The organism is Paenibacillus sp. PL2-23 (assembly GCF_040834005.1).
Lineage (GTDB): Bacteria > Bacillota > Bacilli > Paenibacillales > Paenibacillaceae > Pristimantibacillus.
This window is the reverse complement of sequence record NZ_CP162129.1, coordinates 5,047,501-5,071,488: the sequence shown is the minus strand read 5'-3', so window position 1 is coordinate 5,071,488 and position 23,988 is coordinate 5,047,501. Positions and strand designations below refer to the sequence as shown.

General features: G+C 51.9%; 41 protein-coding genes (1 of these 41 only partly in view). 38 read left to right on the top strand and 3 right to left on the bottom strand.

Annotated features, from left to right (window positions below):
- The first annotated feature begins 16 nt into the window (after positions 1 to 16).
- From rplC to truA, 31 genes are all read left to right on the top strand, one after another.
- On the top strand, positions 17 to 640 hold the full coding sequence (rplC, locus tag AB1S56_RS22545; protein ID WP_340870935.1) for a 50S ribosomal protein L3: 624 nt from the start codon (positions 17 to 19) through the stop codon (positions 638 to 640).
- 28 nt (positions 641 to 668) lie between these two features.
- Positions 669 to 1,292, top strand: coding sequence for a 50S ribosomal protein L4 (gene rplD, locus AB1S56_RS22540; protein ID WP_340870934.1), 624 nt, complete (start codon positions 669 to 671; stop codon positions 1,290 to 1,292).
- Positions 1,292 to 1,585, top strand: coding sequence for a 50S ribosomal protein L23 (rplW, locus tag AB1S56_RS22535; RefSeq protein ID WP_340870933.1), 294 nt, complete (start codon positions 1,292 to 1,294; stop codon positions 1,583 to 1,585). Before rplD ends, rplW begins: the two co-directional genes overlap by 1 nt.
- A 17-nt stretch (positions 1,586 to 1,602) precedes the next feature.
- Positions 1,603 to 2,433, top strand: coding sequence for a 50S ribosomal protein L2 (gene rplB / locus AB1S56_RS22530; protein WP_340870932.1), 831 nt, complete (start codon positions 1,603 to 1,605; stop codon positions 2,431 to 2,433).
- 67 nt (positions 2,434 to 2,500) lie between these two features.
- A complete protein-coding gene (gene rpsS, locus AB1S56_RS22525; RefSeq protein ID WP_340870930.1) occupies positions 2,501 to 2,782 on the top strand; it encodes a 30S ribosomal protein S19 in 282 nt (93 codons plus the stop codon).
- A gap of 43 nt (positions 2,783 to 2,825) precedes the next feature.
- On the top strand, positions 2,826 to 3,161 hold the full coding sequence (gene rplV, locus AB1S56_RS22520; protein ID WP_340870927.1) for a 50S ribosomal protein L22: 336 nt from the start codon (positions 2,826 to 2,828) through the stop codon (positions 3,159 to 3,161).
- A 13-nt stretch (positions 3,162 to 3,174) separates the two neighbouring features.
- Positions 3,175 to 3,843, top strand: coding sequence for a 30S ribosomal protein S3 (gene rpsC / locus AB1S56_RS22515; protein ID WP_340870926.1), 669 nt, complete (start codon positions 3,175 to 3,177; stop codon positions 3,841 to 3,843).
- Positions 3,844 to 3,845: 2 nt separating this feature from the next.
- Positions 3,846 to 4,280, top strand: a complete 435-nt coding sequence (gene rplP / locus AB1S56_RS22510) for a 50S ribosomal protein L16 (protein WP_340870925.1) — start codon at positions 3,846 to 3,848, stop codon at positions 4,278 to 4,280.
- Positions 4,270 to 4,470, top strand: a complete 201-nt coding sequence (rpmC, locus tag AB1S56_RS22505) for a 50S ribosomal protein L29 (protein ID WP_119803804.1) — start codon at positions 4,270 to 4,272, stop codon at positions 4,468 to 4,470. Before rplP ends, rpmC begins: the two co-directional genes overlap by 11 nt.
- Positions 4,471 to 4,521: 51 nt before the next feature.
- On the top strand, positions 4,522 to 4,785 hold the full coding sequence (rpsQ, locus tag AB1S56_RS22500; protein ID WP_068679351.1) for a 30S ribosomal protein S17: 264 nt from the start codon (positions 4,522 to 4,524) through the stop codon (positions 4,783 to 4,785).
- Positions 4,786 to 4,834: 49 nt separating this feature from the next.
- Complete coding sequence (gene rplN / locus AB1S56_RS22495) at positions 4,835 to 5,203, top strand: 50S ribosomal protein L14 (protein WP_087570318.1); 369 nt, start codon at positions 4,835 to 4,837, stop codon at positions 5,201 to 5,203.
- A gap of 49 nt (positions 5,204 to 5,252) precedes the next feature.
- Complete coding sequence (gene rplX, locus AB1S56_RS22490) at positions 5,253 to 5,606, top strand: 50S ribosomal protein L24 (RefSeq protein ID WP_340870922.1); 354 nt, start codon at positions 5,253 to 5,255, stop codon at positions 5,604 to 5,606.
- Positions 5,607 to 5,637: 31 nt separating this feature from the next.
- The gene (gene rplE / locus AB1S56_RS22485; RefSeq protein WP_340870921.1) at positions 5,638 to 6,180 is read left to right on the top strand and encodes a 50S ribosomal protein L5; all 543 of its coding nucleotides are present in this window, start codon (positions 5,638 to 5,640) and stop codon (positions 6,178 to 6,180) included.
- Positions 6,181 to 6,206: 26 nt separating this feature from the next.
- Complete coding sequence (locus AB1S56_RS22480) at positions 6,207 to 6,392, top strand: type Z 30S ribosomal protein S14 (RefSeq protein ID WP_013312154.1); 186 nt, start codon at positions 6,207 to 6,209, stop codon at positions 6,390 to 6,392.
- Between the two features lie 32 nt (positions 6,393 to 6,424).
- Entirely contained in the window at positions 6,425 to 6,823 is a 399-nt protein-coding gene (gene rpsH, locus AB1S56_RS22475; RefSeq protein WP_087570321.1) for a 30S ribosomal protein S8, read from the top strand.
- 31 nt (positions 6,824 to 6,854) lie between these two features.
- A complete protein-coding gene (gene rplF, locus AB1S56_RS22470; RefSeq protein WP_340870919.1) occupies positions 6,855 to 7,397 on the top strand; it encodes a 50S ribosomal protein L6 in 543 nt (180 codons plus the stop codon).
- A gap of 68 nt (positions 7,398 to 7,465) precedes the next feature.
- Positions 7,466 to 7,834 carry a 50S ribosomal protein L18 gene (gene rplR / locus AB1S56_RS22465; protein ID WP_340870918.1) on the top strand — a complete coding sequence of 123 codons (369 nt, stop codon included), beginning with the start codon at positions 7,466 to 7,468 and terminating at the stop codon, positions 7,832 to 7,834.
- 25 nt (positions 7,835 to 7,859) lie between these two features.
- On the top strand, positions 7,860 to 8,357 hold the full coding sequence (rpsE, locus tag AB1S56_RS22460) for a 30S ribosomal protein S5 (protein WP_119803816.1): 498 nt from the start codon (positions 7,860 to 7,862) through the stop codon (positions 8,355 to 8,357).
- A gap of 13 nt (positions 8,358 to 8,370) precedes the next feature.
- Positions 8,371 to 8,550: a 50S ribosomal protein L30 gene (gene rpmD, locus AB1S56_RS22455; RefSeq protein ID WP_257451710.1), complete on the top strand. Its 180-nt coding sequence runs from the start codon at positions 8,371 to 8,373 to the stop codon at positions 8,548 to 8,550.
- 45 nt (positions 8,551 to 8,595) lie between these two features.
- Positions 8,596 to 9,036 carry a 50S ribosomal protein L15 gene (gene rplO, locus AB1S56_RS22450; protein WP_340870915.1) on the top strand — a complete coding sequence of 147 codons (441 nt, stop codon included), beginning with the start codon at positions 8,596 to 8,598 and terminating at the stop codon, positions 9,034 to 9,036.
- A complete protein-coding gene (gene secY / locus AB1S56_RS22445; protein ID WP_340870914.1) occupies positions 9,037 to 10,338 on the top strand; it encodes a preprotein translocase subunit SecY in 1,302 nt (433 codons plus the stop codon). It begins immediately after the preceding gene.
- Between the two features lie 88 nt (positions 10,339 to 10,426).
- Positions 10,427 to 11,077 carry an adenylate kinase gene (locus AB1S56_RS22440; RefSeq protein WP_340870913.1) on the top strand — a complete coding sequence of 217 codons (651 nt, stop codon included), beginning with the start codon at positions 10,427 to 10,429 and terminating at the stop codon, positions 11,075 to 11,077.
- Positions 11,077 to 11,841: a type I methionyl aminopeptidase gene (map, locus tag AB1S56_RS22435; RefSeq protein ID WP_340870912.1), complete on the top strand. Its 765-nt coding sequence runs from the start codon at positions 11,077 to 11,079 to the stop codon at positions 11,839 to 11,841. The genes AB1S56_RS22440 and map overlap by 1 nt, the downstream gene beginning before the upstream one ends.
- A gap of 3 nt (positions 11,842 to 11,844) precedes the next feature.
- Positions 11,845 to 12,126: a KOW domain-containing RNA-binding protein gene (locus AB1S56_RS22430; protein WP_340870911.1), complete on the top strand. Its 282-nt coding sequence runs from the start codon at positions 11,845 to 11,847 to the stop codon at positions 12,124 to 12,126.
- Positions 12,127 to 12,129: 3 nt separating this feature from the next.
- Positions 12,130 to 12,345: a translation initiation factor IF-1 gene (gene infA / locus AB1S56_RS22425; RefSeq protein ID WP_015847200.1), complete on the top strand. Its 216-nt coding sequence runs from the start codon at positions 12,130 to 12,132 to the stop codon at positions 12,343 to 12,345.
- Between the two features lie 46 nt (positions 12,346 to 12,391).
- Entirely contained in the window at positions 12,392 to 12,505 is a 114-nt protein-coding gene (gene rpmJ / locus AB1S56_RS22420) for a 50S ribosomal protein L36 (protein ID WP_003333770.1), read from the top strand.
- Positions 12,506 to 12,524: 19 nt separating this feature from the next.
- Positions 12,525 to 12,893 (top strand): 30S ribosomal protein S13, encoded by a 369-nt coding sequence (gene rpsM / locus AB1S56_RS22415; RefSeq protein ID WP_087570330.1) that lies wholly within the window; start codon positions 12,525 to 12,527, stop codon positions 12,891 to 12,893.
- Positions 12,894 to 12,912: 19 nt separating this feature from the next.
- A complete protein-coding gene (rpsK, locus tag AB1S56_RS22410) occupies positions 12,913 to 13,308 on the top strand; it encodes a 30S ribosomal protein S11 (protein WP_028609630.1) in 396 nt (131 codons plus the stop codon).
- A gap of 124 nt (positions 13,309 to 13,432) precedes the next feature.
- The gene (locus AB1S56_RS22405) at positions 13,433 to 14,377 is read left to right on the top strand and encodes a DNA-directed RNA polymerase subunit alpha (RefSeq protein ID WP_257451728.1); all 945 of its coding nucleotides are present in this window, start codon (positions 13,433 to 13,435) and stop codon (positions 14,375 to 14,377) included.
- 51 nt (positions 14,378 to 14,428) lie between these two features.
- Positions 14,429 to 14,794 (top strand): 50S ribosomal protein L17, encoded by a 366-nt coding sequence (rplQ, locus tag AB1S56_RS22400; RefSeq protein ID WP_340870910.1) that lies wholly within the window; start codon positions 14,429 to 14,431, stop codon positions 14,792 to 14,794.
- 68 nt (positions 14,795 to 14,862) lie between these two features.
- Positions 14,863 to 15,657, top strand: coding sequence for a tRNA pseudouridine(38-40) synthase TruA (gene truA, locus AB1S56_RS22395; protein WP_340870909.1), 795 nt, complete (start codon positions 14,863 to 14,865; stop codon positions 15,655 to 15,657).
- A 63-nt stretch (positions 15,658 to 15,720) separates the two neighbouring features.
- Here truA and AB1S56_RS22390 read toward each other — a convergent pair whose 3' ends face one another.
- Entirely contained in the window at positions 15,721 to 16,629 is a 909-nt protein-coding gene (locus tag AB1S56_RS22390) for a DUF4097 family beta strand repeat-containing protein (RefSeq protein WP_340870907.1), read from the bottom strand.
- Positions 16,630 to 16,984: 355 nt separating this feature from the next.
- On the opposite strand from AB1S56_RS22390, the gene rplM reads away from it, so the two are divergent.
- From rplM to AB1S56_RS22360, 6 genes are all read left to right on the top strand, one after another.
- The gene (gene rplM, locus AB1S56_RS22385; protein ID WP_340870906.1) at positions 16,985 to 17,422 is read left to right on the top strand and encodes a 50S ribosomal protein L13; all 438 of its coding nucleotides are present in this window, start codon (positions 16,985 to 16,987) and stop codon (positions 17,420 to 17,422) included.
- A gap of 20 nt (positions 17,423 to 17,442) precedes the next feature.
- Positions 17,443 to 17,835 (top strand): 30S ribosomal protein S9, encoded by a 393-nt coding sequence (gene rpsI / locus AB1S56_RS22380; RefSeq protein WP_028609625.1) that lies wholly within the window; start codon positions 17,443 to 17,445, stop codon positions 17,833 to 17,835.
- A 183-nt stretch (positions 17,836 to 18,018) separates the two neighbouring features.
- Positions 18,019 to 18,714 carry a phosphoadenylyl-sulfate reductase gene (locus tag AB1S56_RS22375; protein WP_340870905.1) on the top strand — a complete coding sequence of 232 codons (696 nt, stop codon included), beginning with the start codon at positions 18,019 to 18,021 and terminating at the stop codon, positions 18,712 to 18,714.
- A 59-nt stretch (positions 18,715 to 18,773) separates the two neighbouring features.
- A complete protein-coding gene (gene sat / locus AB1S56_RS22370) occupies positions 18,774 to 19,940 on the top strand; it encodes a sulfate adenylyltransferase (protein WP_340870904.1) in 1,167 nt (388 codons plus the stop codon).
- A 140-nt stretch (positions 19,941 to 20,080) separates the two neighbouring features.
- Positions 20,081 to 20,872: an N-acetylmuramoyl-L-alanine amidase CwlD gene (cwlD, locus tag AB1S56_RS22365; protein ID WP_340871015.1), complete on the top strand. Its 792-nt coding sequence runs from the start codon at positions 20,081 to 20,083 to the stop codon at positions 20,870 to 20,872.
- Positions 20,873 to 20,975: 103 nt separating this feature from the next.
- A complete protein-coding gene (locus AB1S56_RS22360) occupies positions 20,976 to 22,091 on the top strand; it encodes an Mrp/NBP35 family ATP-binding protein (RefSeq protein WP_340870903.1) in 1,116 nt (371 codons plus the stop codon).
- Between the two features lie 199 nt (positions 22,092 to 22,290).
- On the opposite strand, the gene gerD is transcribed toward AB1S56_RS22360, so the two are convergent.
- Positions 22,291 to 22,992: a spore germination lipoprotein GerD gene (gene gerD / locus AB1S56_RS22355; RefSeq protein ID WP_340870902.1), complete on the bottom strand. Its 702-nt coding sequence runs from the start codon at positions 22,990 to 22,992 to the stop codon at positions 22,291 to 22,293.
- Positions 22,993 to 23,166: 174 nt separating this feature from the next.
- Here gerD and AB1S56_RS22350 point away from each other — a divergent pair, with 174 nt between their 5' ends.
- On the top strand, positions 23,167 to 23,790 hold the full coding sequence (locus AB1S56_RS22350) for a KinB-signaling pathway activation protein (protein WP_340870901.1): 624 nt from the start codon (positions 23,167 to 23,169) through the stop codon (positions 23,788 to 23,790).
- A 4-nt stretch (positions 23,791 to 23,794) separates the two neighbouring features.
- Here AB1S56_RS22350 and pdaB read toward each other — a convergent pair whose 3' ends face one another.
- Positions 23,795 to 23,988, bottom strand: the 3' end of a protein-coding gene (gene pdaB / locus AB1S56_RS22345; RefSeq protein WP_340870900.1) for a polysaccharide deacetylase family sporulation protein PdaB. 577 nt of this gene lie beyond the right edge of the window; 194 of the gene's 771 nt are visible here — the last part of the coding sequence; its start codon lies beyond the right edge, outside the window; its stop codon occupies positions 23,795 to 23,797.

Sequence of the window (23,988 nt, the reverse complement as noted above, 5' to 3'; positions counted from 1 at the left end):
GAAATGAGGTGTCAACATGAAAGGTATCTTAGGGAAAAAACTTGGAATGACTCAAGTATTTACCGCTGAGGGCAACGTCGTTCCAGTAACGGTTATCGAAGCTGGTCCGAATGTAGTGCTTCAGAAGAAAACGGTAGAAACCGACGGCTATGAGGCTGTTCAACTTGGTTTCGCCGATAAGAAAGAGAAGAGATCGATCAAGCCAGAGATCGGCCACGCTAAAAAAGCAGGCTCGACTCCTAAGCGCTACGTTCGTGAAATTCGCGGGATTAACCTTGGCGAGTACGAAGTTGGCCAGGAAGTGAAAGCTGACTTGTTCGCAGAGGGCGAATTTGTTGACGTAACAGGTATTTCGAAAGGTAAAGGCTTTGCCGGCGTAATCAAGCGTTGGGGACAAAGCACTGGACCAATGTCTCACGGCTCCCGCTACCATCGCGGACCAGGCTCCATGGGTTCCATCCAAGCGAACCGCGTACCGAAGGGCAAACGCCTTCCAGGTCATATGGGTCACGAGACCATTACGATTCAAAAGCTCGAAGTTATCCGTGTAGACGCAGAACGCAACGTGCTTCTGGTCAAAGGCTCCATTCCGGGTCCTAAAAACGGCTTCGTTAAAGTAAAACAAACCGTTAAGAACTAATCGCTCTTGAAGAAAGGAGGAACACGAAATGCCTAAAGTAACAGTATTTAACGTGAGCGGTTCGCAAGTAGGCGAACTGGAACTGGCCGATAGCGTATTCGGCATCCAGCCTAACGCTCATGTTATGCACAGCGCTGTCGTTCTGCAGCAAGCTGCTGAACGTCAAGGAACGCACAAAACAAAAGGACGCTCCGAAGTACGCGGCGGCGGTCGCAAGCCTTGGAAACAAAAAGGCACAGGCCGCGCTCGTCAAGGTTCGATCCGCTCCCCGCAATGGGTTGGCGGCGGTACTGTATTCGGTCCTACGCCACGGACTTACGGCTTCAAACTGCCTAAGAAGGTTCGCCGTCTTGCGATTAAATCCGCACTGTCTTCCAAAGTGATTGCAGAAAGCATCATCGTTCTGGATCAGCTGACATTCGCGGCTCCTAAGACGAAGGAATTCAAAGGCATCCTGAACAACCTGAAGGTTGACCGTAAGGCACTGGTTGTTACGGCTAGCTACGAGGATAATGTAGCATTGTCCGCTCGCAACATCCCTGGCGTGAAGTTCGTCGCTGCTGACGGCATCAATGTTCGCGATGTGCTTGTATACGACAAGCTGATTATCACTAAAGAAGCAGTAGAGAAAGTACAGGAGGTGCTTGCGTAATGAAAAATCCTCGCGATATTATCAAGCGCCCGGTTATTACGGAACGTACGAGCGATTTCATGGCTGCCAAACGTTATGTGTTTGAAGTCGATCTTCGCGCGAACAAAACAGAAATCAAACAAGCTATTGAGCAAATCTTTAACGTAAAAGTAACCGGCGTGAACACAATGCGTGTTGCGGGTAAACCAAAACGTTATGGCAGACATAGCGGTTATAGACCTGACTGGAAAAAAGCGATCGTTCAACTGAGCGATGACAGCAAAGAACTTGAGTTCTTTGAAACGTCTGTATAGAAAAGGAGGGAAACCAAGTGCCAATCAAAAAGTACAAACCGACCTCTCCTGCACGTCGTAACATGTCGGTATCCACTTTCGAAGAGATTACGACAAGCACACCGGAGAAATCGTTGCTGGCTCCACTGTTCAAGAAAGCAGGCCGCAACAACCAAGGTAAAATTACGGTTCGTCACCATGGCGGCGGACATAAGCGCAAATACCGTATCATCGACTTCAAACGTACAAAGGACGGCGTTGTGGGTAACGTTGCGACGATCGAATACGATCCGAACCGTACTTCCAACATCGCTTTGATCCACTACGTGGACGGCGCGAAAGCTTACATCATTGCCCCTAAAGGCCTGAAAGTAGGCGATCAAGTCGTTTCCGGACCTGACGCGGACATCAAGATCGGCAACGCGTTGCCGCTTAAGAACATCCCAGTCGGTACAGTTATCCACAACATCGAGTTGAAACCAGGCAAAGGCGGCCAGTTGGTTCGCGCAGCGGGTACTGAAGCTCAATTGCTGGGTAAAGAAGAAGATTACGTATCGGTTCGTCTGAGCTCCGGCGAGGTTCGCCGCATCCTGTCGACTTGCCGCGCGACAATCGGTTCCGTAGGCAACGAAGACCATGAGCTTGTGAAAATCGGTAAAGCCGGCCGTTCCCGTTGGCTGGGCAAACGTCCAGAAGTTCGCGGCGTAGTTATGAACCCGAACGATCACCCGCACGGTGGTGGCGAAGGCCGCGCTCCAATCGGTCGCAAGTCGCCGTTGTCCCCTTGGGGCAAACCGACTCTGGGCTACAAAACTCGCAAGAAGAAGAAAGCATCGAGCCAATACATTATTCGTCGTCGCACGAAGTAATAGCCGCTTGATACAATGCGCGTGAGAGGAGTCTCACGCCAGCGCTTACGCGAAGGGAGGATTCCACATGGGTCGCAGTTTGAAGAAAGGTCCATTCATCGACGATCATCTGATGAAGAAAGTCGAGGATCTGAACGAAACAAACAAGAAGGTCGTTATCAAAACATGGTCCCGCCGTTCGACGATTTTCCCGCAATTCATCGGCCACACAGTTGCTGTCTATGACGGACGCAAGCACGTGCCGGTGTACGTGACGGAGGACATGGTAGGACACAAGTTCGGTGAGTTTGCACCAACTCGTTCTTACAAAGGCCATGCCAGCGATGACAAAAAAACGGGCAGACGCTAATTTGCCCTTCTATATTTCCTAATGAACGAGAGGAGGTTCCCACATGCCAGAAGCTAAAGCGCACGCGCGTTTCGTACGTATCGCACCTCGCAAAGCGCAGCTCGTAGCGGACCTGATTCGCGGCAAGCAAGTTGGCGAAGCGATCGCAATTCTGCGTCACACGCCAAAATCTGCTTCCCCGATCATCGAGAAGCTGCTCAACTCCGCGATTGCGAACGCTGAGCATAACTACCAGCTGGACATTAACAATTTGGTCGTATCGCAAGTATTTGCGAACCAAGGACCAACTATGAAACGTTTCCGTCCTCGCGCTATGGGACGTGCAAGCCGGATTAACAAAAGAACCAGCCACATCACCTTGGTGGTATCTGAAAAATAAGGAGGGATAACGTGTGGGTCAAAAGGTAAATCCAGTCGGCCTTCGTGTCGGGATTATCCGTGATTGGGAATCCAAATGGTACGCTGGCAAAGACTTTGGCGATCTTCTTCTGGAAGACGTAAAAATTCGTGAATACTTGAAGAACAAGCTGAAAGACGCGGCAGTTTCCCACATTGAGATCGAGCGTGCGGCTAACCGCGTAAACGTAACGATCCAAACGGCGAAGCCGGGTATGGTAATCGGCAAAGGCGGTTCCGAAGTTGAGAACCTGCGTACGGAGCTTGGCAAGATTACTAAAGGCAAAAAGGTTCACATCAATATCTCCGAAATCAAACAAGCGGATCTGGACGCTATCTTGGTAGCTGAAAGCATCGCACAACAATTGGAGCGCCGGGTATCTTTCCGCCGCGCACTGAAACAAGCGATCCAACGCTCGATGAGAGCTGGCGCAAAAGGAATCAAAACTGCGGTTAGCGGACGCCTTGGCGGCGCTGAGATCGCACGTACGGAAGGTTATAGCGAGGGTACAGTTCCGCTTCACACACTGCGCGCAGACATCGACTACGGCACAGCTGAAGCACATACAACTTACGGCCGCATCGGCGTAAAAGTATGGATCTACCGCGGCGAAGTCCTTCCTACGAAGAAGAAAGTAGCAGCTCCCCAGGAAGGAGGCAACTAATCATGTTGGTACCTAAACGTGTAAAACACCGCAAGCAGCAACGCGGCAGCATGAAAGGCCGCGCTAAAGGCGGCACTACAGTCGTATTCGGCGAATACGGTCTGCAAGCACTTGAGCCATCTTGGATCACGAACCGCCAAATCGAGGCTGCTCGTATCGCGATGACACGTTACATCAAACGTGGCGGTAAAGTATGGATCAAGATTTTCCCTGACAAGCCAATCACTCAGAAGCCTCTTGAGGTTCGTATGGGTAGCGGTAAAGGTAACGTAGAGAAATGGGTATCCGTTGTTAAACCGGGCAAAATTATGTTCGAGCTTGCCGGCGTACCTGAAGAAGTAGCTCGTGAAGCAATGCGTCTTGCGGCTCACAAACTGCCTGTCAAAACGAAGTTCGTGAAACGCGAAGAAGTGGGTGGTGAAGCAAATGAAGGCTAGTGAATTTCGCAACCTAACCTCTGTCGAGATTGAACAACAAATCGCTGGTTTCAAAGAAGAGCTGTTCAACCTTCGTTTCCAATTGGCTACTGGCCAGCTGGACAACCCGACTCGGATTCGTGACGTGCGTAAGGAAATAGCTCGTGCTAAAACCGTTCTGCGTGAAAGAGAACTCGGAATCAGCAGCTAATAGATCCTTACTGAAAAAATAACGATCACGGATGAAGGAAGGAGGAAGAACATGAGCGAACGCAATGCCCGCAAAGTTCAGATCGGCAAAGTCGTAAGCGACAAAATGGATAAAACAATCGTGGTGGCTGTAGAAACTTACAAAAAACATGATTTGTACCATAAACGCATCAAGTACACGAAAAAGTACAAAGCGCATGACGAAAACAACCAAGCGAAGATTGGCGATACCGTGAAAATCATGGAGACTCGTCCATTGTCCAAAGACAAGCGCTTCAGACTGGTTGAAGTCGTAGAAGTTGCTGTTGTTCTCTAATAGCGTTAGATCGACCTAAGCATTTCTCTGCTGAAAGGAGGACGTAAACATGATTCAACCATTTACACGACTGAGAGTTGCCGACAACTCCGGTGCGAAAGAATTGATGTGTATCCGCGTTCTGGGCGGCACTGGCCGTCGCGTTGGACATATCGGCGACCTGATCGTTTGCTCCGTCAAACAAGCAACGCCAGGCGGCGTTGTCAAAAAGGGTGACGTTGTTAAAGCGGTAATCGTTCGTACGAAGCGTTCCGTACGCCGTAAAGACGGATCCTACATCGCGTTCGACGAGAACGCTGCGGTAATCGTGAAAGAAGACAAGAGCCCTCGCGGCACTCGTATCTTCGGACCAGTTGCCCGTGAGCTTCGCGATAAGGACTTCATGAAGATCGTATCGCTTGCACCAGAAGTAATCTAAGAACGAACCGATAAATGCCTGATAGCTTAGCGAGCAGGAGGTGTAACAAATGCCAAGGCTGAAAAAAGTATTGGAATCCCATAACAATAAGCTGCACGTAAAGAAAGATGACACTGTCATTGTGATTTCCGGCAAGGACAAAGGCAAAAAAGGCCGCGTCATCGCAGCTTATCCACGAGAAAACCGCGTGCTTGTAGAGGGCGTCAACATGGTGAAGAAGCATTCGCGTCCTTCCCAGGCGAACCCGCAAGGCGGAATCCTCGAGCAAGAAGCTCCAATCCACGTGTCCAACGTGATGCACGTAGATCCGAAGAGCGGTGGAGTAACCCGTATCGGCTACAAAGTGCTGGACAACGGCAAGAAAGTCCGGATCGCCAAAAAATCCGGAGCACAGATCGACTAATCGTTGTGGTAAGAAAGGAGGTCCATGATCAATGACAACAAGACTGAAAGGTCGCTTTCTTAATGAAATCACTCCTGCTCTGATGCAGAAGTTCAACTATACTTCGGTTATGCAAGTGCCGAAAATTGAGAAAGTTGTAATCAATATGGGTGTTGGCGAAGCGGTTTCCAACTCCAAAATTCTGGATGTTGCGGTTGAAGAGCTTCGCATCATCTCCGGTCAAAAACCGGTTGTTACACGCGCTAAGAAGTCTATCGCTGGCTTTAAGCTTCGTGAGAACATGCCAATCGGGGTTAAGGTTACACTGCGCGGCGAGCGTATGTACCACTTCCTCGACAAGCTGTTCAACATCTCGCTTCCACGCGTGCGTGACTTCCGCGGTGTATCGACTAAAGCGTTCGACGGACGCGGGAACTACACGCTGGGCCTTAAAGAGCAGCTGATCTTCCCAGAGATCGAATACGATAAAGTTGATAAAGTTCGTGGTATGGACATCGTCATCGTGACGACGGCAAAAACGGACGAAGAATCTCGTGAGCTGCTGACCCAAATGGGCATGCCGTTCGCGAAGTAATCCACTTCTAGGAGGTGTAGTACCCAGTGGCAAAAACTTCGATGAAAGTGAAGCAACAACGCACACCTAAGTTCAAAGTGCGCGCATATACGCGCTGTGAGCGTTGCGGCCGTCCGCATTCTGTTTTGCAAAAGTTCAAAATTTGCCGGATTTGTTTCCGCGAGTTAGCATACAAGGGCCAGATTCCTGGCGTTAAAAAAGCAAGCTGGTAATTTAGCCTAGTTCGGGAAGGAGGTTCACACAAATGGTTATGTCTGATCCGATTGCAGATATGTTGACACGTATTCGTAACGCGAATGTCGTTCGTCACGAAACGGTGGAAATGCCAGCTTCGAAAGTGAAGAAGCAAATCGCTGAGATTTTGAAGCGCGAGGGCTTTATCCGCGATGCTGAATATATCGAGGACAACAAACAAGGGATTATCCGTATTTTCTTGAAATACGGCCCTAACCAAGAGCGCGTCATCACTGGCCTGAAGCGTATCTCGAAGCCTGGTCTTCGTGTATACACTCAAGCGACTGAGGTTCCTCGCGTTCTGGGTGGACTTGGAATTGCTATCATTTCCACGTCCAAAGGAGTAATGACAGACAAAGAAGCTCGCCAAGTGAAATCCGGCGGCGAAGTAGTCTGCTACGTTTGGTAAGAAATAAGTCAGAAAGACAGGAGGTGTAACAATGTCCCGTATTGGTCGTAAACCGATCCAAGTGCCTGCTGGCGTAACTGTTAACTTGGATAACACAGTGATTACTGTAAAAGGACCGAAAGGCACGCTTTCCCGCGAGCTTCACAAAGACATGAAAGTGAATGTAGCGGAAAACGAAATCGTGATCGAACGTCCTTCCGATAATAAATTGCACCGTTCCCTGCACGGAACGACTCGCTCGATCGTGGCTAACATGGTGACAGGCGTTACTGAAGGCTTCTCGAGAAATCTGGAGCTTGTAGGCGTAGGTTACCGTGCTAACAAAACTGGCGACAAAATCGTTCTTAATGTTGGTTACTCTCACCCCGTTGAGATTACACCAGAAGCAAACATTGAGTTCGAGGTGCCAGCTAACACGAAGATTACCGTTCGCGGTATCGACAAAGAGCGCGTAGGCGCAGTTGCTGCTCAAATCCGTTCCGTACGTGAGCCTGAGCCATACAAAGGCAAAGGTATCAAGTACGAAGGCGAGCGCATCCTTCGTAAAGAAGGTAAAGCTGGTAAGAAGAAATAAAGTAAAGGAACCTGAAGCGTTCCTTGCGATAGCTTCCTAAGGCATAAGGAAAGGAGTGAACCTAGGTCATGATTACAAAAGGCGACAAGAACAAGGCCCGTCTGAAAAGACACCTTCGCGTTCGTAAAAAAATCAACGGAACAGCTGCACGTCCGCGTCTGTCTGTATTCCGTTCCTCCAAGCATATGTACGCGCAATTGATCGACGACGTAGCAGGCGTAACGCTGGCTTCCGCATCCACAAAGGATAAAGAGCTGGTAGAAGCGATCGGCAACGGCGGCAACGTAGAGGCTGCTGCAAAAGTCGGCGAATTGATCGCAAAGCGCGCTCAAGAGAAAGGCGTATCCGAAGTGGTATTCGACCGCGGAGGTTACTTGTATCACGGCAGAATTCAAGCGCTGGCTACAGCAGCTCGCGAAGCAGGCTTGAATTTCTAATCATCTAATAAGGAGGTAAAATGACTTGCGTGTAGATCCTAATACGTTAGAACTGACTGAAAAAGTCGTTCATATCAACCGCGTTGCGAAAGTTGTTAAGGGCGGACGCCGCTTCAGCTTCAGCGCGCTTGTAGTTGTTGGCGACGGTAAAGGCTACGTTGGCGCAGGGATCGGTAAAGCGGGCGAAGTACCTGATGCAATCCGCAAAGGTATTGAAGACGCGAAGAAAAACCTGATCCATGTACCACTCGTAAACACAACGATTCCTCACCTTGTAATCGGACATTTCGGCGCTGGAGAAGTTCTTCTGAAGCCGGCTTCCGAAGGTACAGGTGTTATCGCAGGCGGCCCAGTTCGTGCGGTTCTCGAGCTTGCTGGCGTAGGCGACATTTTAACGAAATCCCTTGGTTCTTCGAACTCCCTGAACATGGTCAACGCAACTTTGGAAGGTCTATCCCGCCTGAAACGTGCGGAAGACGTTGCAAAGCTGCGTGGCAAAACAGTCGAAGAGCTGTTAGGTTAAGGAGGGACATACGATGGCAAAATTGCAAATCACCCTCGTTCGCAGTTTGATTGGCCGCAACGAGAAACAACGTGCTACGGTTGAATCGCTCGGCCTTCGCAAAATTCGTCAATCGGTCGTTCTTAACGACAGCCCGGCTATCCGCGGTATGGTTAACGCTGTTAACCACCTGGTCAAAGTCGAAGAAGTCTAAGTATAGATCGAAACTTAACGAAATCTACAAGGAGGTGCACGAACGATGAAATTGCATGAGTTAGCACCAGCTCCGGGCTCGACCCAAGCGCCTAAGCGCAAAGGTCGCGGTATCGGTTCCGGCAACGGCAAAACGGCAGGCAAAGGTCACAAAGGTCAAAACGCTCGTTCCGGCGGCGGCGTTCGTCCTGGATTCGAGGGCGGACAAAACCCGTTGTACCGTCGCGTACCGAAACGCGGCTTCAACAACCCGTTCCGTACGGAATACGCGATTGTTAACATTGAAGAGCTTAACGGCTTTGCAGCAGGTACTGAAGTTACACCAGCGGTTCTTCTTGAACAAGGTATTGTAAAAAATCCTTTGGCAGGAATCAAGATCTTGGGTAATGGTGAATTGACAGTAGCGCTTACTGTAAAAGCGAAAAAGTTCTCTCAATCTGCGGTAGAGAAAATCCAGGCTGCCGGCGGTAAAACCGAGGTGATCTAATTGTTCACAACCGTGTCCAACATTTGGAAGGTGTCGGATCTGAGAACTCGGATCCTGTTCACGCTTTTCATTCTATTCATCTACCGTATCGGCTCCTTCATTCCGGTGCCGGGGGTAGATAAAACCGTATTCGAGAATATTGATTCGGCGGGCGCTGACTTGTTCGGCCTGCTGAACACGTTCTCGGGCGGTGCGCTCTTCCAATTCTCCATCTTCGCGATCGGGATTACGCCATACATTACAGCTTCCATTATCGTGCAGCTGTTGTCGATGGACGTTATCCCTAAATTTGCGGAATGGGCGAAGGAAGGCGAGAACGGCAAGCGCAAGCTTGCTCAAATGACGCGTTACGGTACAATTATCCTTGGCTTGGTGCAGGGCTTCGCTACGGCGATTGGCTTCAACCGCCAATTCGGCTTTGAGATGATTCCGGGCGCAACCTTCGTGGATTACTTGCTGATTGCGATTATCTTGACTGCTGGTACAGCATTCCTGATGTGGCTCGGCGAGCAAATTACGGAGAGAGGTATCGGGAACGGTATCTCGATCTTGATCTTCGCAGCGATCGTAGCCGGTATTCCTGGCCACATTCGTACAATCTACGAATCCCAATTCGTAGGCAATGCGGATCAACTGTTCTTGAACATTGCGAAGATGGTTCTGATTGTAGTCGCGATCATCGCGATTATCGTAGGTGTTATCTTCATCCAGCAAGGCATCCGGAAGATTCCGGTTCAATACGCGAAGCGTGTTGTCGGACGCAAGATGTACGGCGGACAATCGACTCATATTCCGATGAAGGTGAACGGCGCAGGCGTTATCCCGGTTATCTTCGCGGTATCCCTGATCATGTTCCCGGTTACGATTGCGAACTTCTGGTCCACTCAGCCTTGGGCAGACTGGATTATCAACAATATGAACTATGACCGTCCGCTTGGCATGGTCCTGTACGTATTGCTGATTATCGGCTTCACCTTCTTCTACACCTTCGTGCAAATTAATCCGGTGCAAATGGCAGATCAGATGAAGAAGAATGGCGGATATATTCCCGGCATTCGTCCTGGCAAGCCGACCTCCGCATACCTAACGAAAGTTATGTCGCGGATTACGCTCACAGGCGCAATTTTCCTTGCGGTCATCTCTGTTCTCCCGGTGTTCTTCGGAGCGCTGGCTGGATTGCCGCGTACGGTGCAGCTTGGCGGCACCTCCCTCCTCATCGTAGTCGGCGTAGCGCTTGATACGATGAAGCAGATCGAGAGCCAGTTGATCAAACGCCATTACAAAGGGTTTATCAATAAATAACAATAGGTTCGAATGCGGGCTGACGCGCCTTCGAAGGTTCGCGCGTGGCCCGAACGAGCCTATTGTGTTTAAAGCGAGGAACACGGTAATGAACATTTTATTCATGGGCCCTCCAGGAGCCGGCAAGGGGACGCAAGCGGAGCGGATCGTAGAAGAGTTCGGCATCCCGCACATTTCGACCGGCGACGCGTTCCGTCTTGCGATGAAGCAAGGCACGCCGCTTGGCTTGAAAGCCAAGGAATATGTAGACCAAGGTCTGCTTGTTCCGGACGAAATAACCAATGGCATCGTGAAGGAGCGTCTCGCTCTGGATGATTGCCGACAAGGATTTCTGCTCGACGGGTTCCCGCGTACGCTGCAGCAAGCCGAAGCGCTTGATGCCATGCTTACTGAGCTGGACCGGAGCATAGATCATGTAGTAAACTTAAAAGTTGACCGCGGATTATTGCTTGCTCGTCTGACGGGCAGAAGAATCTGCAGAACTTGCGGTACGACTTACCATGTGATTTTCAACCCTCCCAAGGTCGAAGGCGTCTGCGACAAGGACGGCGGAGAGCTGTATCAACGTTCCGATGATACAGAGGAGAAGGTGGGAACGCGCCTGGACGAATATACGTCCAAGACGGCTCCACTGCTTGATTATTACAGCGGTAAAGGTCTCCTGCGCGAAGTCGACGGCGAGAAGGATATTGATGTTGTTACATCCGATATCGTCTCCTGCTTGAAAGGTACGTTGTAATGATTATTTGCAAATCCGATTCGGAGCTGCGATTAATGAAGGAAGCTGGACGCATCGTTGCGGAGACGCATCGTCTAATGGCGCAGTCAGTGAAGCCGGGAATCACCACAGGTGAGCTCGACGAGATTGCCGACTCGTTTATTAGAAGCCAAGGCGCCATTCCTTCGTTTAAAGGTTACAATGGATTTCCTTCCAGCATATGCGCTTCAGTCAATGACGAGCTGGTGCATGGCTTCCCCGGATCACGCAAGTTGAACGAGGGCGATATTATTAGTATCGATATCGGCGCGCAGTATGAGGGCTATCATGGCGATTCCGCTTGGACCTACGCGGTCGGAAGCGTTACGCCGGAGGTTCAAAGACTGCTCGATGTCACGGAAGAGTCGCTGTATGCGGGTCTTGCGCTCATCAAGCCGGATGTCAGACTCTATACGATATCGCACGCCATCCAGAAGGTAATCGAAGCAGCGGGATTTTCGGTTGTGCGGGAGTACGTAGGGCACGGAATCGGCGCGGATCTGCATGAGGAGCCGCAAATACCGAACTACGGAATACCGGACAGAGGGCCGCGGCTGAAGCCGGGTATGGTGCTTGCTATCGAGCCGATGGTCAATATCGGTGAACGGTATGTCCGGACGCTCGAGGACGATTGGACAGTCGTAACGCGGGACGGCTCCTGGTGCGCTCACTTCGAGCACACGGTAGCTGTCACGGAGGACGGCTTTGAAATCCTGACGATTCTGCCGCAGCAGCCTGAGGGTTAACCCATGGAAGCTCGCCCGCAGATTGGTCAGCTCGTCAAAGTGCTTCGGGGGAAGGACGAAGAAAGCTATGCCGTTGTTATCGGGATCATCGACGAGCGATTCGTTCTGATCGCGGACGGCAACAAGCGAAGATTCGATTCGCCGAAGAAGAAGAACGTTCTGCATCTCGAGTTACAGCCTGCCATCAGTCAAGAGGTAACAAACAGCATGCAAGAGTCCGGCAGGGTGACCAATGCCAAGTTGCGTTATGTGATTCAGAAGTTTGCGTATGCGAAAGGAGAATGACGGTTGGCTAAGGAAGACGTCATTGAGGTCGAAGGTACGGTTATTGAGCCGTTGCCTAATGCCATGTTCAAGGTGGAACTGGAGAACGGTCATCAGATTCTCGCCCATGTGTCCGGCAAGCTCAGAATGCATTTCATCCGCATCCTGACCGGAGACAAAGTGGTCATTCAGTTATCGCCTTATGATTTATCAAGAGGGCGCATCACCTATCGGAAGTAGGCCGTTTCTATCGGCTTGCCCACGAAAGATTCGGGAGGTAATCACAATGAAGGTTAGACCTTCGGTTAAGCCGATTTGCGAGAAATGCAAAGTCATTCGTCGCAAAGGCAACGTTATGGTGATTTGTGAAAATCCGAAACACAAACAAAAACAAGGATAAAAGGAGGGAAATATAGCCCATGGCACGTATAGCTGGTGTAGATATTCCGCGCGACAAGCGCGTTGAAATCGCCCTGACGTATATTTTCGGTATCGGCAAAACGACTTCGCAAAAAATCCTGGCTTCTACGGAAGTGAACCCAGACACTCGCGTTCGCGATCTGACTGAGGATGAGCTTGCTCGTTTGCGCGAAGCCATCGATAAAAACGTTAAAGTGGAAGGCGACCTTCGTCGCGAAATTTCGCTTAACATCAAACGTCTGACTGAGATCGGCTGCTACCGTGGTCTTCGTCACCGTCGCGGTCTTCCTGTTCGCGGTCAACGTACGAAAACTAACGCTCGCACGCGCAAAGGTCCTCGTCGTACTGTAGCGAACAAGAAGAAATAAGAAGGGAGGATAATGATCAATGGCTAAACCAAAAAAGGTCGTCCGTACAAAACGTCGCGACCGGAAAAATATTGACACTGGCGTGGCACATATCCGTTCCACGTTCAACAACACGATCGTTACGATCACCGACCCGCACGGTAACGCAATTTCATGGGCTAGCTCCGGCAACCTTGGTTTCAAGGGTTCCCGCAAAAGCACCCCGTTTGCCGCTCAAATGGCTGCCGAATCCGCTGCGAAAGCAGCTATGGAGCATGGCATGAGAACGGTTGAGGTTATGGTTAAAGGACCAGGCGCTGGCCGTGAAGCCGCTATCCGTTCGCTTCAAGCTGCAGGATTGGAAGTTAACCTTATTAAGGACGTAACGCCAGTTCCGCATAACGGATGCCGCCCGCCGAAACGTCGTCGCGTATAGTCGGATCTCAGGTGGTATCAAATAACAGCAACTTGTGAATAATGGTTGTGAAGGTTTGGCATACTACGAGATTAGACATAAAAACGACTAGGTAACGGAACGACGTTTGAAGGAGGGTACTATTGTGATTGAGATCGAAAAGCCGAAAATCGAAACCGTAGAACTGAATGATGAAGGAACCTACGGACGATTCGTGGTCGAGCCGCTGGAACGCGGATACGGCACGACGCTAGGAAATTCGCTTCGCCGAATTCTGTTATCGTCTCTGCCTGGTGCGGCTGTTACGTCGGTGCAAATCGATGGCGTGCTGCATGAATTTTCTACGGTTCCAGGAGTGATCGAGGACGTTACGGAGATCATTCTGAACCTGAAAGGCCTGTCGCTGAAGATCCATTCCGACGAAGAGAAGGTACTGGAAATCGACGCGGAAGGCGAAGGCAACGTAACAGCTGGCGATATTCGAGCTGACAGCGATGTCGAGATTCTGAGCCCTGATCTTCACATTGCGACCTTGGCCTCCGGAGCGCGTCTCCATATGCGTATCTTCGCTAACCGTGGACGCGGTTACGTGCAAGCGGACCGGAACAAGAGCGATGATCAACCGATTGGCGTCATTCCTGTCGATTCGATCTACACGCCCATTACTCGCGTTAATTACAGCGTAGAGAACACACGCGTCGGCCAAGTCACGAACTATGACAAGCTGACGCTGGAAGTTTGGACGGATGGCAGTATTCGCCCTGAAGAGGCAGTTAGCCTCGGCGCTAAAATATTGACCGAGCACTTGGACTTGTTCGTTGGGTTAACGGATGAAGCCAAAGATGCGGAGATCATGGTTGAGAAAGAAGAGGACAAGAAAGAAAAGGTTCTGGAGATGACCATCGAGGAGCTGGATCTTTCGGTACGTTCATATAACTGCTTGAAGCGTGCAGGCATCAACACTGTTCAAGAGCTGATCACCAAATCCGAAGAGGACATGATGAAGGTCCGTAACCTGGGCCGCAAGTCGCTTGAGGAAGTGCAAGAGAAGCTTGAAGAGCTGGGTCTGGGTCTTCGCGTAGAAGAGTAGGACTTCACTGCAACCAAGATTTGACAACCGAGCAAGGGAGGGGAAAACAAGATGGCATATCAAAAACTAGGACGTGACGCTAGCGCGCGGAAAGCTTTGTTCCGTGACCTCGTTACTGATCTATTCCTGTATGAGCGCATTCAAACGACTGAGGCTAAAGCGAAAGAGGTTCGCTCCATCGCTGAAAAACTGATCACTAAAGCTAAGAAAGGTGATCTGCACGCTCGTCGTCAAGTAGCAGCTTACGTTCGTCGCGAAACCGTTAACGGTGAGCAAGACGCAATTCAAAAGCTGTTCTCTGAGCTGGCTACTCGTTACTCGGAGCGCGCAGGCGGATACACGCGTATCCTGAAGCTTGGACCACGTCGCGGTGACTCCGCGCCTATGGTTTACCTTGAGCTGGTTGACCGCGCGTAAGTTTCAATGACACATAGAAAGGGTGGACCCTTGAGGCCACCTTTTTTTGTTGGCTGGGGGTGAATGGCATGCGGAACATATGCGTCAGGGTCAGCTATGATGGAGCTGGATTTAACGGGTTTCAATCGCAGCCGTACGGCCGGACGGTGCAGGACGAAATCGAGAAGGCGATTAAGCATCTGACCGGCGAAGATATCGTGATCATCGGCTCCGGCCGGACGGATGCGGGCGTTCATGCGATGGGACAGGTATTCAACTTCCATACGGCCTCATCCATTCCTACCGGAAGGTGGGCGATCGCGCTGAATACGCGGCTGCCGAAGGACATTGTTATCCTCGACGCATGGGATGTGCCGGAGATCTTCCACTCCAGACGGTCGGCCAAACGCAAGACGTATCGTTATTCGATCGATCTGGGCAAATTCCCCGATGTGTTCGCCCGAAGCTATCGGTTCCATCACCCAACGAAGCTGGATGTGGACGCGATGGCGGAGGGGCTGGCTTATCTTGTGGGCAGATTTGATTTCACATCGTTTACATCCATTCGTTCGACGAAGCCGCATCATGTGCGTACGGTGTATGAGGCTTATTTTGAACGGGAGGGTGATGCGCTGCACATGTATATAACGGGGAATGGCTTCCTGTATAACATGGTGCGCGTCATCATGGGAACGCTCCTGTGGGTCGGCCAGGGCAAGCTGAAGCCGGAGGATATGAAGACTATTCTGGAGGGCAGGTCGAGAGCGCTCGCGGGGCCTACGGCGATGCCTCACGGTCTTACGCTTGTTCGAGTGGAGTATGGGGATCCCCATGAGCTTACTGCGCCGCCTTCGGCTGATATGGACGACGAGGATGAGGAGTAGCAGCCCTGCCGGGCATCCCAGATGCAGCAAATCCGGCGCTGTATCAGCGCCGGATTCAACCTGTTATCGCAGGACGAAATCCCCTGAGCCGGTCTCTGCTTGCAGAAGCACATCGCCATTGCCAAAGGCTCCTTCGATATGACGTTCGCCTTGGGCGCCCCGGTCATACGTGAAGCCCTTCTTGCTAATGACGCCGTCGCCTGAGCCGGCCCGGAATTGAACCGCCAAGGATTCCGGATCACGATCCAGCTTGACGGTAATGTCGCCGCTGCTCGCTTCCAGCTCACTGTCGTAGAGCAGCTCTTCCACTTCAATCGTAATATCGCCGGAGCTTGTAGAGCCCTTGTAAGCAGCGGTTCCGTCCTTGAGGTGAACGTCGCCGCTTGAGACGTCGAATGTCACGAGCTCAGCCGTAAAATCTTTTACAAAAATATCGCCGCTGTTGATATCAATGGACAGCTCGCCGGCTACGGTTAAGCGCTCGGCTTCGAAATCGCCTGAATGGGAAGCGATGTTCACATTGTCGAATAGCTGGTCCTCCAGCTGAAGATCGCCGCTGCGCAGCCTGATGGACAGATCGCCCCATTGCTGCTCCGGCAGCGCCACGGTTAGCTTCAGGCTGGACCAGTTGAAGCCGAAGGGGTTGTTCCGCTTCAGAGTAACCTCCAGCGTATCGCCGTCCTGCGTAAAGTCGAAGGTCAGGTTATCCATGACGGATTTCGTTGCACGCCCTTCCAGCATGAACACCGCTTGCTCCGAGGCGCCGCGCACGAAATTCGCATCAATACTGTTTGACTCGAATTCGATATGCCGGATACCGTCAAGCTCCACCTTTTTCTGCTCCTGTATTTCTGAGCCGATGACGCTGTGCAGGCCAGCCAGCGGCAGCTTGCCTTCATTCGCGAAGACGTAATACAAGCCAATCAGCCCGATCACAACAAACGTGACTCCGAGCAGGGATTTTGGTTTCATGAAAGCCTCTCTCCTTTTTGCTTGCAGCGCCCCGATTTGTCGGTCAAGGGTATCGCACTGCTGTTTGAATAGCTATATTGTACCAGTATGGCGAAGAGAGCGAATACCGTCCTGTGATGGATTAAGGGCTCAGACTTAAGTCCAGTTGGTCATGTATAAAAACTTCGCATATTGAATTCAATTAACGCTTGCGATTCACTGTTCTTTGTAGTAGAATATAACTTGTGCTTTCTTAGTGGCTCTCCCACAGCCCCGACTAAGAATGGCCGCAAACGCAAGTTCCAACTATGTATAACAAACCAACGGAAACGTTGTTATAAAACGATGAATGTAACAGAATTAAGGAGGATCATCCATGCGTACCACCTATATGGCTAAGCCAAATGAAGTTGAGCGTAAATGGTTCGTCATCGATGCGGAAGGCAAAACGCTCGGTCGTCTTGCCAGTGAAGCTGCAAGCCTGATTCGCGGCAAACACAAACCGCAATTTACGCCACACGTTGACACAGGCGATTTCGTTATCGTCATCAATGCAGAGAAGATTGTTTTGACAGGCAACAAATTGGCTGACAAGAAGTACTACCGTCACTCCATGCACCCAGGCGGCCTGAAGGTTACTCCTGCTGGTGAGATGCTGAAGAACAAGCCAGAGCGCGTGATTGAGTTCGCGGTTCATGGCATGCTGCCGAAGAACCGTCTTGGCAACAAGATGAAGCTTAAATTGAAAGTTTACGCAGGTGCGGAACATCCACATCAAGCCCAAAACCCTGAAGTCTACGAGCTTCGCGGGTAATAAAGAGGAGGACAAGTTTCATGGCTCAAGTGCAATACTATGGAACCGGTCGTCGTAAACACTCTGTTGCACGTGTACGTCTTGTGCCGGGTGAAGGACGAATCATTGTTAATAAACGCGATCTGAACGAATATTTCGGTCTGGAAACACTCAAGCTGATCGTTAAGCAACCGCTGAACCTGACTGATACATTGTCGAAATACGATGTGCTGGTTATCGCTAACGGCGGCGGCATGTCCGGTCAAGCTGGCGCAATCCGCCACGGCATCTCCCGCGCTCTGCTCAAAGCAGACCCTGAGTTCCGTCCGGCTCTTAAGCGTGCAGGCTTCCTGACTCGTGACCCACGTATGAAAGAGCGTAAGAAATACGGGCTCAAAGCCGCTCGTCGCGCTCCACAGTTCTCGAAACGTTAATACAAGCGGAACGTCTGCTCTATTACAGAGCAGGCGTTTTTTTTTGTGGGTGGAATATAGGAACGTGCCCATGCCTTGGCTCATTTAATATGGTGAAAACTTATCATTGAACTCAACGCGTCAAAGGCGTATAATTTGTAATACAGACTAATTTACTAGGAATTAATATCGGAGGTTATACGCATGAATTTGTTTGAGAAAGAAGCTCTTATCGCGAAGCAAGCCGTCGAGCTGGAGAACGCTACGCCGGAAGAGATTATTCGTTTCGCAGTCGAAACATTCCCTAACATTACTTTTGCGTGCAGCTTTGGCGCGGAGGACGTTGTTCTTGTAGACATGCTGCAGAAGGTAAGTCCGAAGACAGATATCTTCTATCTGGATACCGATTTCCACTTCAAGGAAACGTATGAGACGCGTGACCGTATGGCGGAGCGTTACCCTGGCATTCCGTTCGTGGAAGTGAAGCCGGAGATTACGCCTGAGGAGCAAGCGGCGCAATTCGGCGACCAGCTGTGGAAATCCGACGCGAACAAATGCTGCGATATCCGCAAGGTGCAGCCGCTGACGAAGATCCTGTCGCAATACGACGCTTGGATTACAGGCATTCGCCGTGATCAGGCGCCAACTCGCGCCAACGCAAAGAAAATTGAGTATGACGTGAAATTCGGTCTTGTGAAGTTCAATCCTATCGCAAGCTGGACGAGTGAAGATGTATGGAACTACATCCGCGAGAACAACGTCGTATACAATCCGCTGCATGACAATCATTATCCGTCGATCGGCTGCGAATATTGCACACGCCAGGTTATGCCGGGCGAAGACCCGCGTGCGGGACGCTGGTCGGGCCAAGAGAAGACGGAATGCGGTCTGCATAAGTAAGCCCAATCATTGAACAAATACTTTGCTGCTTTGCAAATATTAGGAGGCTTTCAACGATAATGAGTCAAATTCAACCTCATGGCGGCGACCTGGTTAACCGGATCGCCGCAGGCGAAGAACGCGAGGCGCTTCTGAAGGAAGCGCAAGCCCTATCTTCCATCACGATTAACGCATGGACAATCTCCGATCTGGACTTGATCGGCGTTGGCGCCTTCTCGCCGCTGACCGGCTTCCTGAATGAAGAGGATTACCAGTCGGTTGTTCACAACATGCGCCTCGCGAATGGATTGGTATGGAGCATTCCCATTACGCTTGCCGTCGACGAGACGAAAGCGAAGGAATTGAAGGTCGGACACAAAGCCGCTCTGATCGGCGAAGATGGCGTAACCTATGGCGTAATCAACGTAGAGAGCATCTACTCCGTGGATCAGAAGGTCGAAGCCGTCAACATCTTCAAGACCGACGATCTGGAGCATCCGGGCGTACAGAAGCTGCTGGAGCGCCCTTCAACCTACGTTGGCGGTTCCATTACGGTGCTTAACCGTCCACAGCCGGAGAAGTTCCAGGAGTTTTATTTCGACCCTTCGGAAACTCGCCGTATCTTTGCCGAAAAAGGTTGGAAGACGGTTGTTGGCTTCCAGACGCGTAATCCGGTTCACCGCGCGCACGAGTACATCCAGAAGACAGCTATGGAAATTGTTGATGCGCTGTTCCTGAACCCGCTCGTAGGCGAGACCAAGTCCGATGATGTGCCAGCGAACGTACGCATGAAGAGCTATCTGGCTCTGCTGGAGAACTACTACCCGGCGGATCGCGTATTCTTGGGCGTATTCCCAGCCGCTATGCGCTACGCAGGACCACGCGAGGCGATCTTCCACGCGCTTGTCCGCAAGAACTATGGCTGCTCGCATTTCATTGTGGGCCGTGACCATGCCGGCGTAGGCGACTACTACGGAACGTACGAAGCGCAAGAGCTGCTGAAGACGATTCCGACTGAGGATCTGGGCATTACGCCGCTCTACTTCGAGCATAGCTTCTACTGCACGATCTGCGGCAATATGGCCACAACCAAGACATGTCCGCATGATAAGTCGGCACATCTGACGTTGTCCGGCACGAAGGTTCGCGCGATGCTGCGTGACGGCGTATGCCCGCCGCCAGAGTTCTCGCGTCCGGAGGTTGCGAAGATTCTGATTGAAGGCATGACGGAGCAGCCGGTAGGCTAACTTCAAGCAAGGGCTCATAATTAACCACCTCGTCCCATATATTTGAATGTGTGCGCGCAGGGCTTATCCCAATGGATAGATCTGCAGCGGGTTGAACATTCAATGACAGGGGAGACGAGGTGGTTTTTTTGATTCGGCGAATGAAACGACATTTTGTCGTGTGGCTTACGCTGAAGGGAGCGCTGCGCATCGCGCTTGCGGTGCTGGTTATCTTGCTGACCGGATACTTGCTTCGCCAGAGCTTGCCGACGAACGGGACATGGTCCTATTGGACGCTTCCGCTGACGGGGAAGACGATTGTGATCGATGCGGGGCATGGGGGAGCGGATGGCGGAGCGGTGAGCAGAAGCGGTGTGATTGAAAAGGATCTTAACTTGGCGATTGCCCTGTATTTACGGGATTATCTGCAGCAGGCAGGGGCCATTGTGGTGATGACAAGAGAAGGCGACTACGATCTGGCCAGCGGTGACGCTAACGCGTACAGCAAGCGGAAGACGGAGGATTTGAAGCGCAGAGCAACGCTGATTAACGAGAGCGGAGCCTCCATCGTGGTAAGCATTCATATGAACAGCATCCCGCAGCAGCAATGGTCGGGAGCGCAGACCTTCTTCCATCCCGGCAATCATCCCGATAACGGAATGCTGGCGGCGTTTATTCAGGATGAGATCAAACGCAATCTGGAGAATACGACGCGGATAGCCTCCAAGGTGGGGGATGTGTATCTGATCAAAGCGATTAAAGACATTCCAACCGCTTTGGTTGAGGTGGGCTTCCTGTCCAATCCGGGCGAAGCGCAGCGGCTTGCGGATTCCGACTATCAGCGCAAGGTGGCGGCATCGATCTATCAAGGCATACTGCGGTACACGTCCGGAGAGCAGATGAGCGGCGGCGCGCAGCGGGAAATCGACCTGCAGAACGGCAACGTAAAGTAGAGGAACGCGGAATCAGCGCGAATTCATGACTTTCCGCGATGCTGTGTTATAATAGATGGCGAGCTAGAGCTATTCTCATTCCATGAAGGTGGGACCCTTACATATGATCACACGTGAGCAAGCAATCGAGGCCATCGAATCTGCGATGGCCTCCTCAGGATATGTCGCGGCGGGCATCGCCTTCCGCGACGTCATGGTCCGGAACCGTCAAGTATCGCTGACGGTTCTGGGAGCGAGCGCGGCGCAGCAGCCCGCGCTCGAGGCCTCGCTTCGCGAGGCCCTGGCGCCGCTCGGCGCCGAAACCGTGCATTGCCGGTTTCGGGACGAGGCGGCGCCAGCCGCCGCGGGCGGGGCGCAGCAGGCGCCCGCGGCAGCGCAGGCGGCACCGGGCGGCAGCGCCGGTGCCAGACAGGCCGGCGGCCCCGTACAGGGGCACGGGGCCGATCTGGCCAGCCCGCTGCTGGATGCGGGCAGCGGAACGCAGTTCATCGCCGTCGCGAGCGGCAAGGGCGGCGTCGGCAAGTCTACGGTGACCGTCAATCTGGCGGTCGCCCTGGCCCGTCAGGGCAAACGCGTCGGCATCATCGACGCGGATATCTATGGCTTCAGCGTGCCCGATATGATGGGCATCGAGGAGCGCCCCGTCGTCGTGGACGATCGGGTTATTCCCATCGAGCGCTTCGGCGTGAAGGTGATCTCCATGGGCTTCTTCGTGGAGGACAACAGCCCCATCGTTTGGCGCGGGCCTATGCTCGGCAAGATGCTGCGCAACTTCTTCCAGGAGATCGAGTGGGGCGAGCTGGACTATATGCTGCTGGACTTGCCTCCAGGAACAGGGGATGTCGCGCTGGACATTCACCAAATCATCCCGCAGAGCAAAGAGATTATCGTCACGACGCCTCATGCGACAGCGGCATTCGTAGCAGCCCGCGCAGGCGCCATGGCGATCAAGACGGAGCACGAAATTATCGGCGTTGTCGAGAATATGTCCTACTACGTGTCCAAGTCGGGCGACAAGGAATACGTATTCGGCAGAGGGGGCGGCGGCAAGCTGGCAGAGACGCTGCACTGCGATCTGCTGGCACAGATTCCTCTTGGCGCGCCGGACAACCATGTGTCCGAGCCGGATTTCTCACCATCTGTGTACAAAGCGGATAGCGAGACTGGCCGTCTCTATCTGGAGCTGGCGGACAACGTCATTCGTCGCTGCGAACCGTAAGCGGCCGTTCACAAGGGCAGCAAGAAGCCCGAGCCTCAGGCATAATGCCTGCCGCTCGGGCTTCTTCTCATGCCGGGGATGCCGCATGAGCGCTCCTGCAGCTGACGCTGCTTACTTGACGCATGTTACTGCTGTTCTTCCTTAAGCAACGCACCGCTGTCTGTCTTGACGCATTTTACCGCCGCTATCTTGACGCATGTTACTGCTGCTCTTCCTCCTGAGCCTGCTCTTCCTCTTCCATGCCCTGCTGCTCTTCCTCCTGGCCCTGCTCCTCTTGCTGCTGTCCTTCTTCCTCTTGCTTCTGCACCTTCTCGTCCGGCTTCGGCTGAAGCTCTTCCTGGACGGCCGTTTTCATGAGCTCCAGCACTTCGAGACGGAAGAGCGGATTCTGCATGGATTCCTGCATCAGGGACATAACTTCTTTCCGGTATTGGGCGCTCTTCAGCACCTCCAGAATGAGCTTTTCCATCTCCGGATTTTTCATCGTTTTGATCAGCTCTTGCTGATAAGCGGGGTCTTTGATTAATTCCTTATGAATCGTTTTGTTTTCCTTGTTCACTGCTTTGGCGAACTCTCCGGCGAATCGGGTGTCGGTCATCAGCTTCTTGATGACCTTATCGTAATCAGGCGCGCTGATTACATCCTTGACGGCCAATCGCACTTCCTCCTGATCCTGCACGGAAAGCAGCTTGGAGGATTGCGCCGTATAGCCGGACAGCTGTTCCGCCGACTCCTGAAGCGCCTTCTGGGCGTCTTCGGTCTTCAGAATATCGATGACCATCGATTTCAAGTCCTTGTAGCTCATCTGCTGCGAATTGCCGCCGGACGAACCAGCGCCGCAGCTTGTCAATAATAACGCGATCGCCATAAGAGACGCCGATAAAGACCAACGAATGCGCATGTCCTGCTTGCTCCCTTCTATGTCAATGCTGAATGCTGGGTCTCCTCTTGTAGAGATGCGGCTGAGATCGATCTTATTATGTGCATTGTTCACCGTTTTATCATGGACCGGCATTAGCTTTTTCATGTGATCGTGGTAAAATAAAGGGAATTACCTTGTAGGAGGAAGTATCGCGTGAATTTACGAAAATGGTTCTTTTTATTCTGGAGCACCATGGCAGTGGGAGCTTTGGTATGTGTGGTGTGCGGCTCCATTATGCTGCTCACGGACCAGGACTTTGGCTTTCTTGGCATGGATGTGACAGGCTTCAACGCGCTTATGATGGGTCTCTCGGGTTTGATGATCGGAGCGTTCAGCCAAATGGGCTTCTTCGCTTATTTGACCTTAAACTATATCGCGCTTAGCGTATTTCGCAAAAAATACCTGTGGAACGCCCTTCAGGCGTACACAACCGTATTCGCGGTGTTTGGCCTCGGTTATGTGCTGTATGAAGACCGCACAAACAATTGGTTTTTCTGGACGCTGCCGCTTGTCGTGCTGCTTGCTTCGCTTTTGATGGCCTGGCTGAAGGTGAAGCAGACGAACCAAAGCGCCTTCATCCCGACAATGTTCCTTCTGTTTGTTGTCACCTTTGTTGAGGCATGGCCGGCGCTGCAAGGGGAGACCAATATACCCGCGATCGTCTTTATGATGTTCCCACTGTTCATCTGCAATGCGTACCAGAATATGATGATGCACCGTCTGGTCAAAAAAGAATCGGCCGACTCCGCGGCTATGCCCGCGAAATCGGCCGGATAATGAGTTACGGCTGCTTGTCTTGAACAGCGCTGCCTTCCGTTTCGGTCCCAGAAATGAGCTGTGTCACACTGACAAACTCGTAGCCCGCGCTTCTGAGCTGATCGATAATGGATGGCAGCGCTTCGTGCGTTTGCGTGACTGTGTCTGATGCATGCATGAGGATGATGTCGCCAGGGTGGGTTCGCGTGACGACGCGAT

Excerpts from the sequence above, each read along its gene's own strand:
- rpmC (WP_119803804.1), top strand. The coding sequence starts at position 4,270 with ATGAAGGCTAGTGAATTTCGCAACCTAACCTCTGTCGAGATTGAACAA.
- rpsM (WP_087570330.1), top strand. The coding sequence starts at position 12,525 with ATGGCACGTATAGCTGGTGTAGATATTCCGCGCGACAAGCGCGTTGAA.
- AB1S56_RS22375 (WP_340870905.1), top strand. The coding sequence starts at position 18,019 with ATGAATTTGTTTGAGAAAGAAGCTCTTATCGCGAAGCAAGCCGTCGAG.
- gerD (WP_340870902.1), bottom strand. The coding sequence starts at position 22,992 with ATGCGCATTCGTTGGTCTTTATCGGCGTCTCTTATGGCGATCGCGTTA.
- rplO (WP_340870915.1), top strand. The coding sequence starts at position 8,596 with ATGAAATTGCATGAGTTAGCACCAGCTCCGGGCTCGACCCAAGCGCCT.
- cwlD (WP_340871015.1), top strand. The coding sequence starts at position 20,081 with ATGAAACGACATTTTGTCGTGTGGCTTACGCTGAAGGGAGCGCTGCGC.
- AB1S56_RS22360 (WP_340870903.1), top strand. The coding sequence starts at position 20,976 with ATGATCACACGTGAGCAAGCAATCGAGGCCATCGAATCTGCGATGGCC.
- truA (WP_340870909.1), top strand. The coding sequence starts at position 14,863 with ATGCGGAACATATGCGTCAGGGTCAGCTATGATGGAGCTGGATTTAAC.
- rplQ (WP_340870910.1), top strand. The coding sequence starts at position 14,429 with ATGGCATATCAAAAACTAGGACGTGACGCTAGCGCGCGGAAAGCTTTG.
- AB1S56_RS22390 (WP_340870907.1), bottom strand. The coding sequence starts at position 16,629 with ATGAAACCAAAATCCCTGCTCGGAGTCACGTTTGTTGTGATCGGGCTG.
- rplW (WP_340870933.1), top strand. The coding sequence starts at position 1,292 with ATGAAAAATCCTCGCGATATTATCAAGCGCCCGGTTATTACGGAACGT.
- rplN (WP_087570318.1), top strand. The coding sequence starts at position 4,835 with ATGATTCAACCATTTACACGACTGAGAGTTGCCGACAACTCCGGTGCG.
- rplV (WP_340870927.1), top strand. The coding sequence starts at position 2,826 with ATGCCAGAAGCTAAAGCGCACGCGCGTTTCGTACGTATCGCACCTCGC.
- rplP (WP_340870925.1), top strand. The coding sequence starts at position 3,846 with ATGTTGGTACCTAAACGTGTAAAACACCGCAAGCAGCAACGCGGCAGC.
- map (WP_340870912.1), top strand. The coding sequence starts at position 11,077 with ATGATTATTTGCAAATCCGATTCGGAGCTGCGATTAATGAAGGAAGCT.
- rplF (WP_340870919.1), top strand. The coding sequence starts at position 6,855 with ATGTCCCGTATTGGTCGTAAACCGATCCAAGTGCCTGCTGGCGTAACT.
- AB1S56_RS22440 (WP_340870913.1), top strand. The coding sequence starts at position 10,427 with ATGAACATTTTATTCATGGGCCCTCCAGGAGCCGGCAAGGGGACGCAA.
- rplR (WP_340870918.1), top strand. The coding sequence starts at position 7,466 with ATGATTACAAAAGGCGACAAGAACAAGGCCCGTCTGAAAAGACACCTT.
- rpsQ (WP_068679351.1), top strand. The coding sequence starts at position 4,522 with ATGAGCGAACGCAATGCCCGCAAAGTTCAGATCGGCAAAGTCGTAAGC.
- rpsH (WP_087570321.1), top strand. The coding sequence starts at position 6,425 with ATGGTTATGTCTGATCCGATTGCAGATATGTTGACACGTATTCGTAAC.
- rplM (WP_340870906.1), top strand. The coding sequence starts at position 16,985 with ATGCGTACCACCTATATGGCTAAGCCAAATGAAGTTGAGCGTAAATGG.
- rplD (WP_340870934.1), top strand. The coding sequence starts at position 669 with ATGCCTAAAGTAACAGTATTTAACGTGAGCGGTTCGCAAGTAGGCGAA.
- sat (WP_340870904.1), top strand. The coding sequence starts at position 18,774 with ATGAGTCAAATTCAACCTCATGGCGGCGACCTGGTTAACCGGATCGCC.
- rpsS (WP_340870930.1), top strand. The coding sequence starts at position 2,501 with ATGGGTCGCAGTTTGAAGAAAGGTCCATTCATCGACGATCATCTGATG.
- rplE (WP_340870921.1), top strand. The coding sequence starts at position 5,638 with ATGACAACAAGACTGAAAGGTCGCTTTCTTAATGAAATCACTCCTGCT.
- rpmD (WP_257451710.1), top strand. The coding sequence starts at position 8,371 with ATGGCAAAATTGCAAATCACCCTCGTTCGCAGTTTGATTGGCCGCAAC.
- rpmJ (WP_003333770.1), top strand. The coding sequence starts at position 12,392 with ATGAAGGTTAGACCTTCGGTTAAGCCGATTTGCGAGAAATGCAAAGTC.
- rplC (WP_340870935.1), top strand. The coding sequence starts at position 17 with ATGAAAGGTATCTTAGGGAAAAAACTTGGAATGACTCAAGTATTTACC.
- rpsI (WP_028609625.1), top strand. The coding sequence starts at position 17,443 with ATGGCTCAAGTGCAATACTATGGAACCGGTCGTCGTAAACACTCTGTT.
- rpsK (WP_028609630.1), top strand. The coding sequence starts at position 12,913 with ATGGCTAAACCAAAAAAGGTCGTCCGTACAAAACGTCGCGACCGGAAA.
- rplX (WP_340870922.1), top strand. The coding sequence starts at position 5,253 with ATGCCAAGGCTGAAAAAAGTATTGGAATCCCATAACAATAAGCTGCAC.
- AB1S56_RS22430 (WP_340870911.1), top strand. The coding sequence starts at position 11,845 with ATGGAAGCTCGCCCGCAGATTGGTCAGCTCGTCAAAGTGCTTCGGGGG.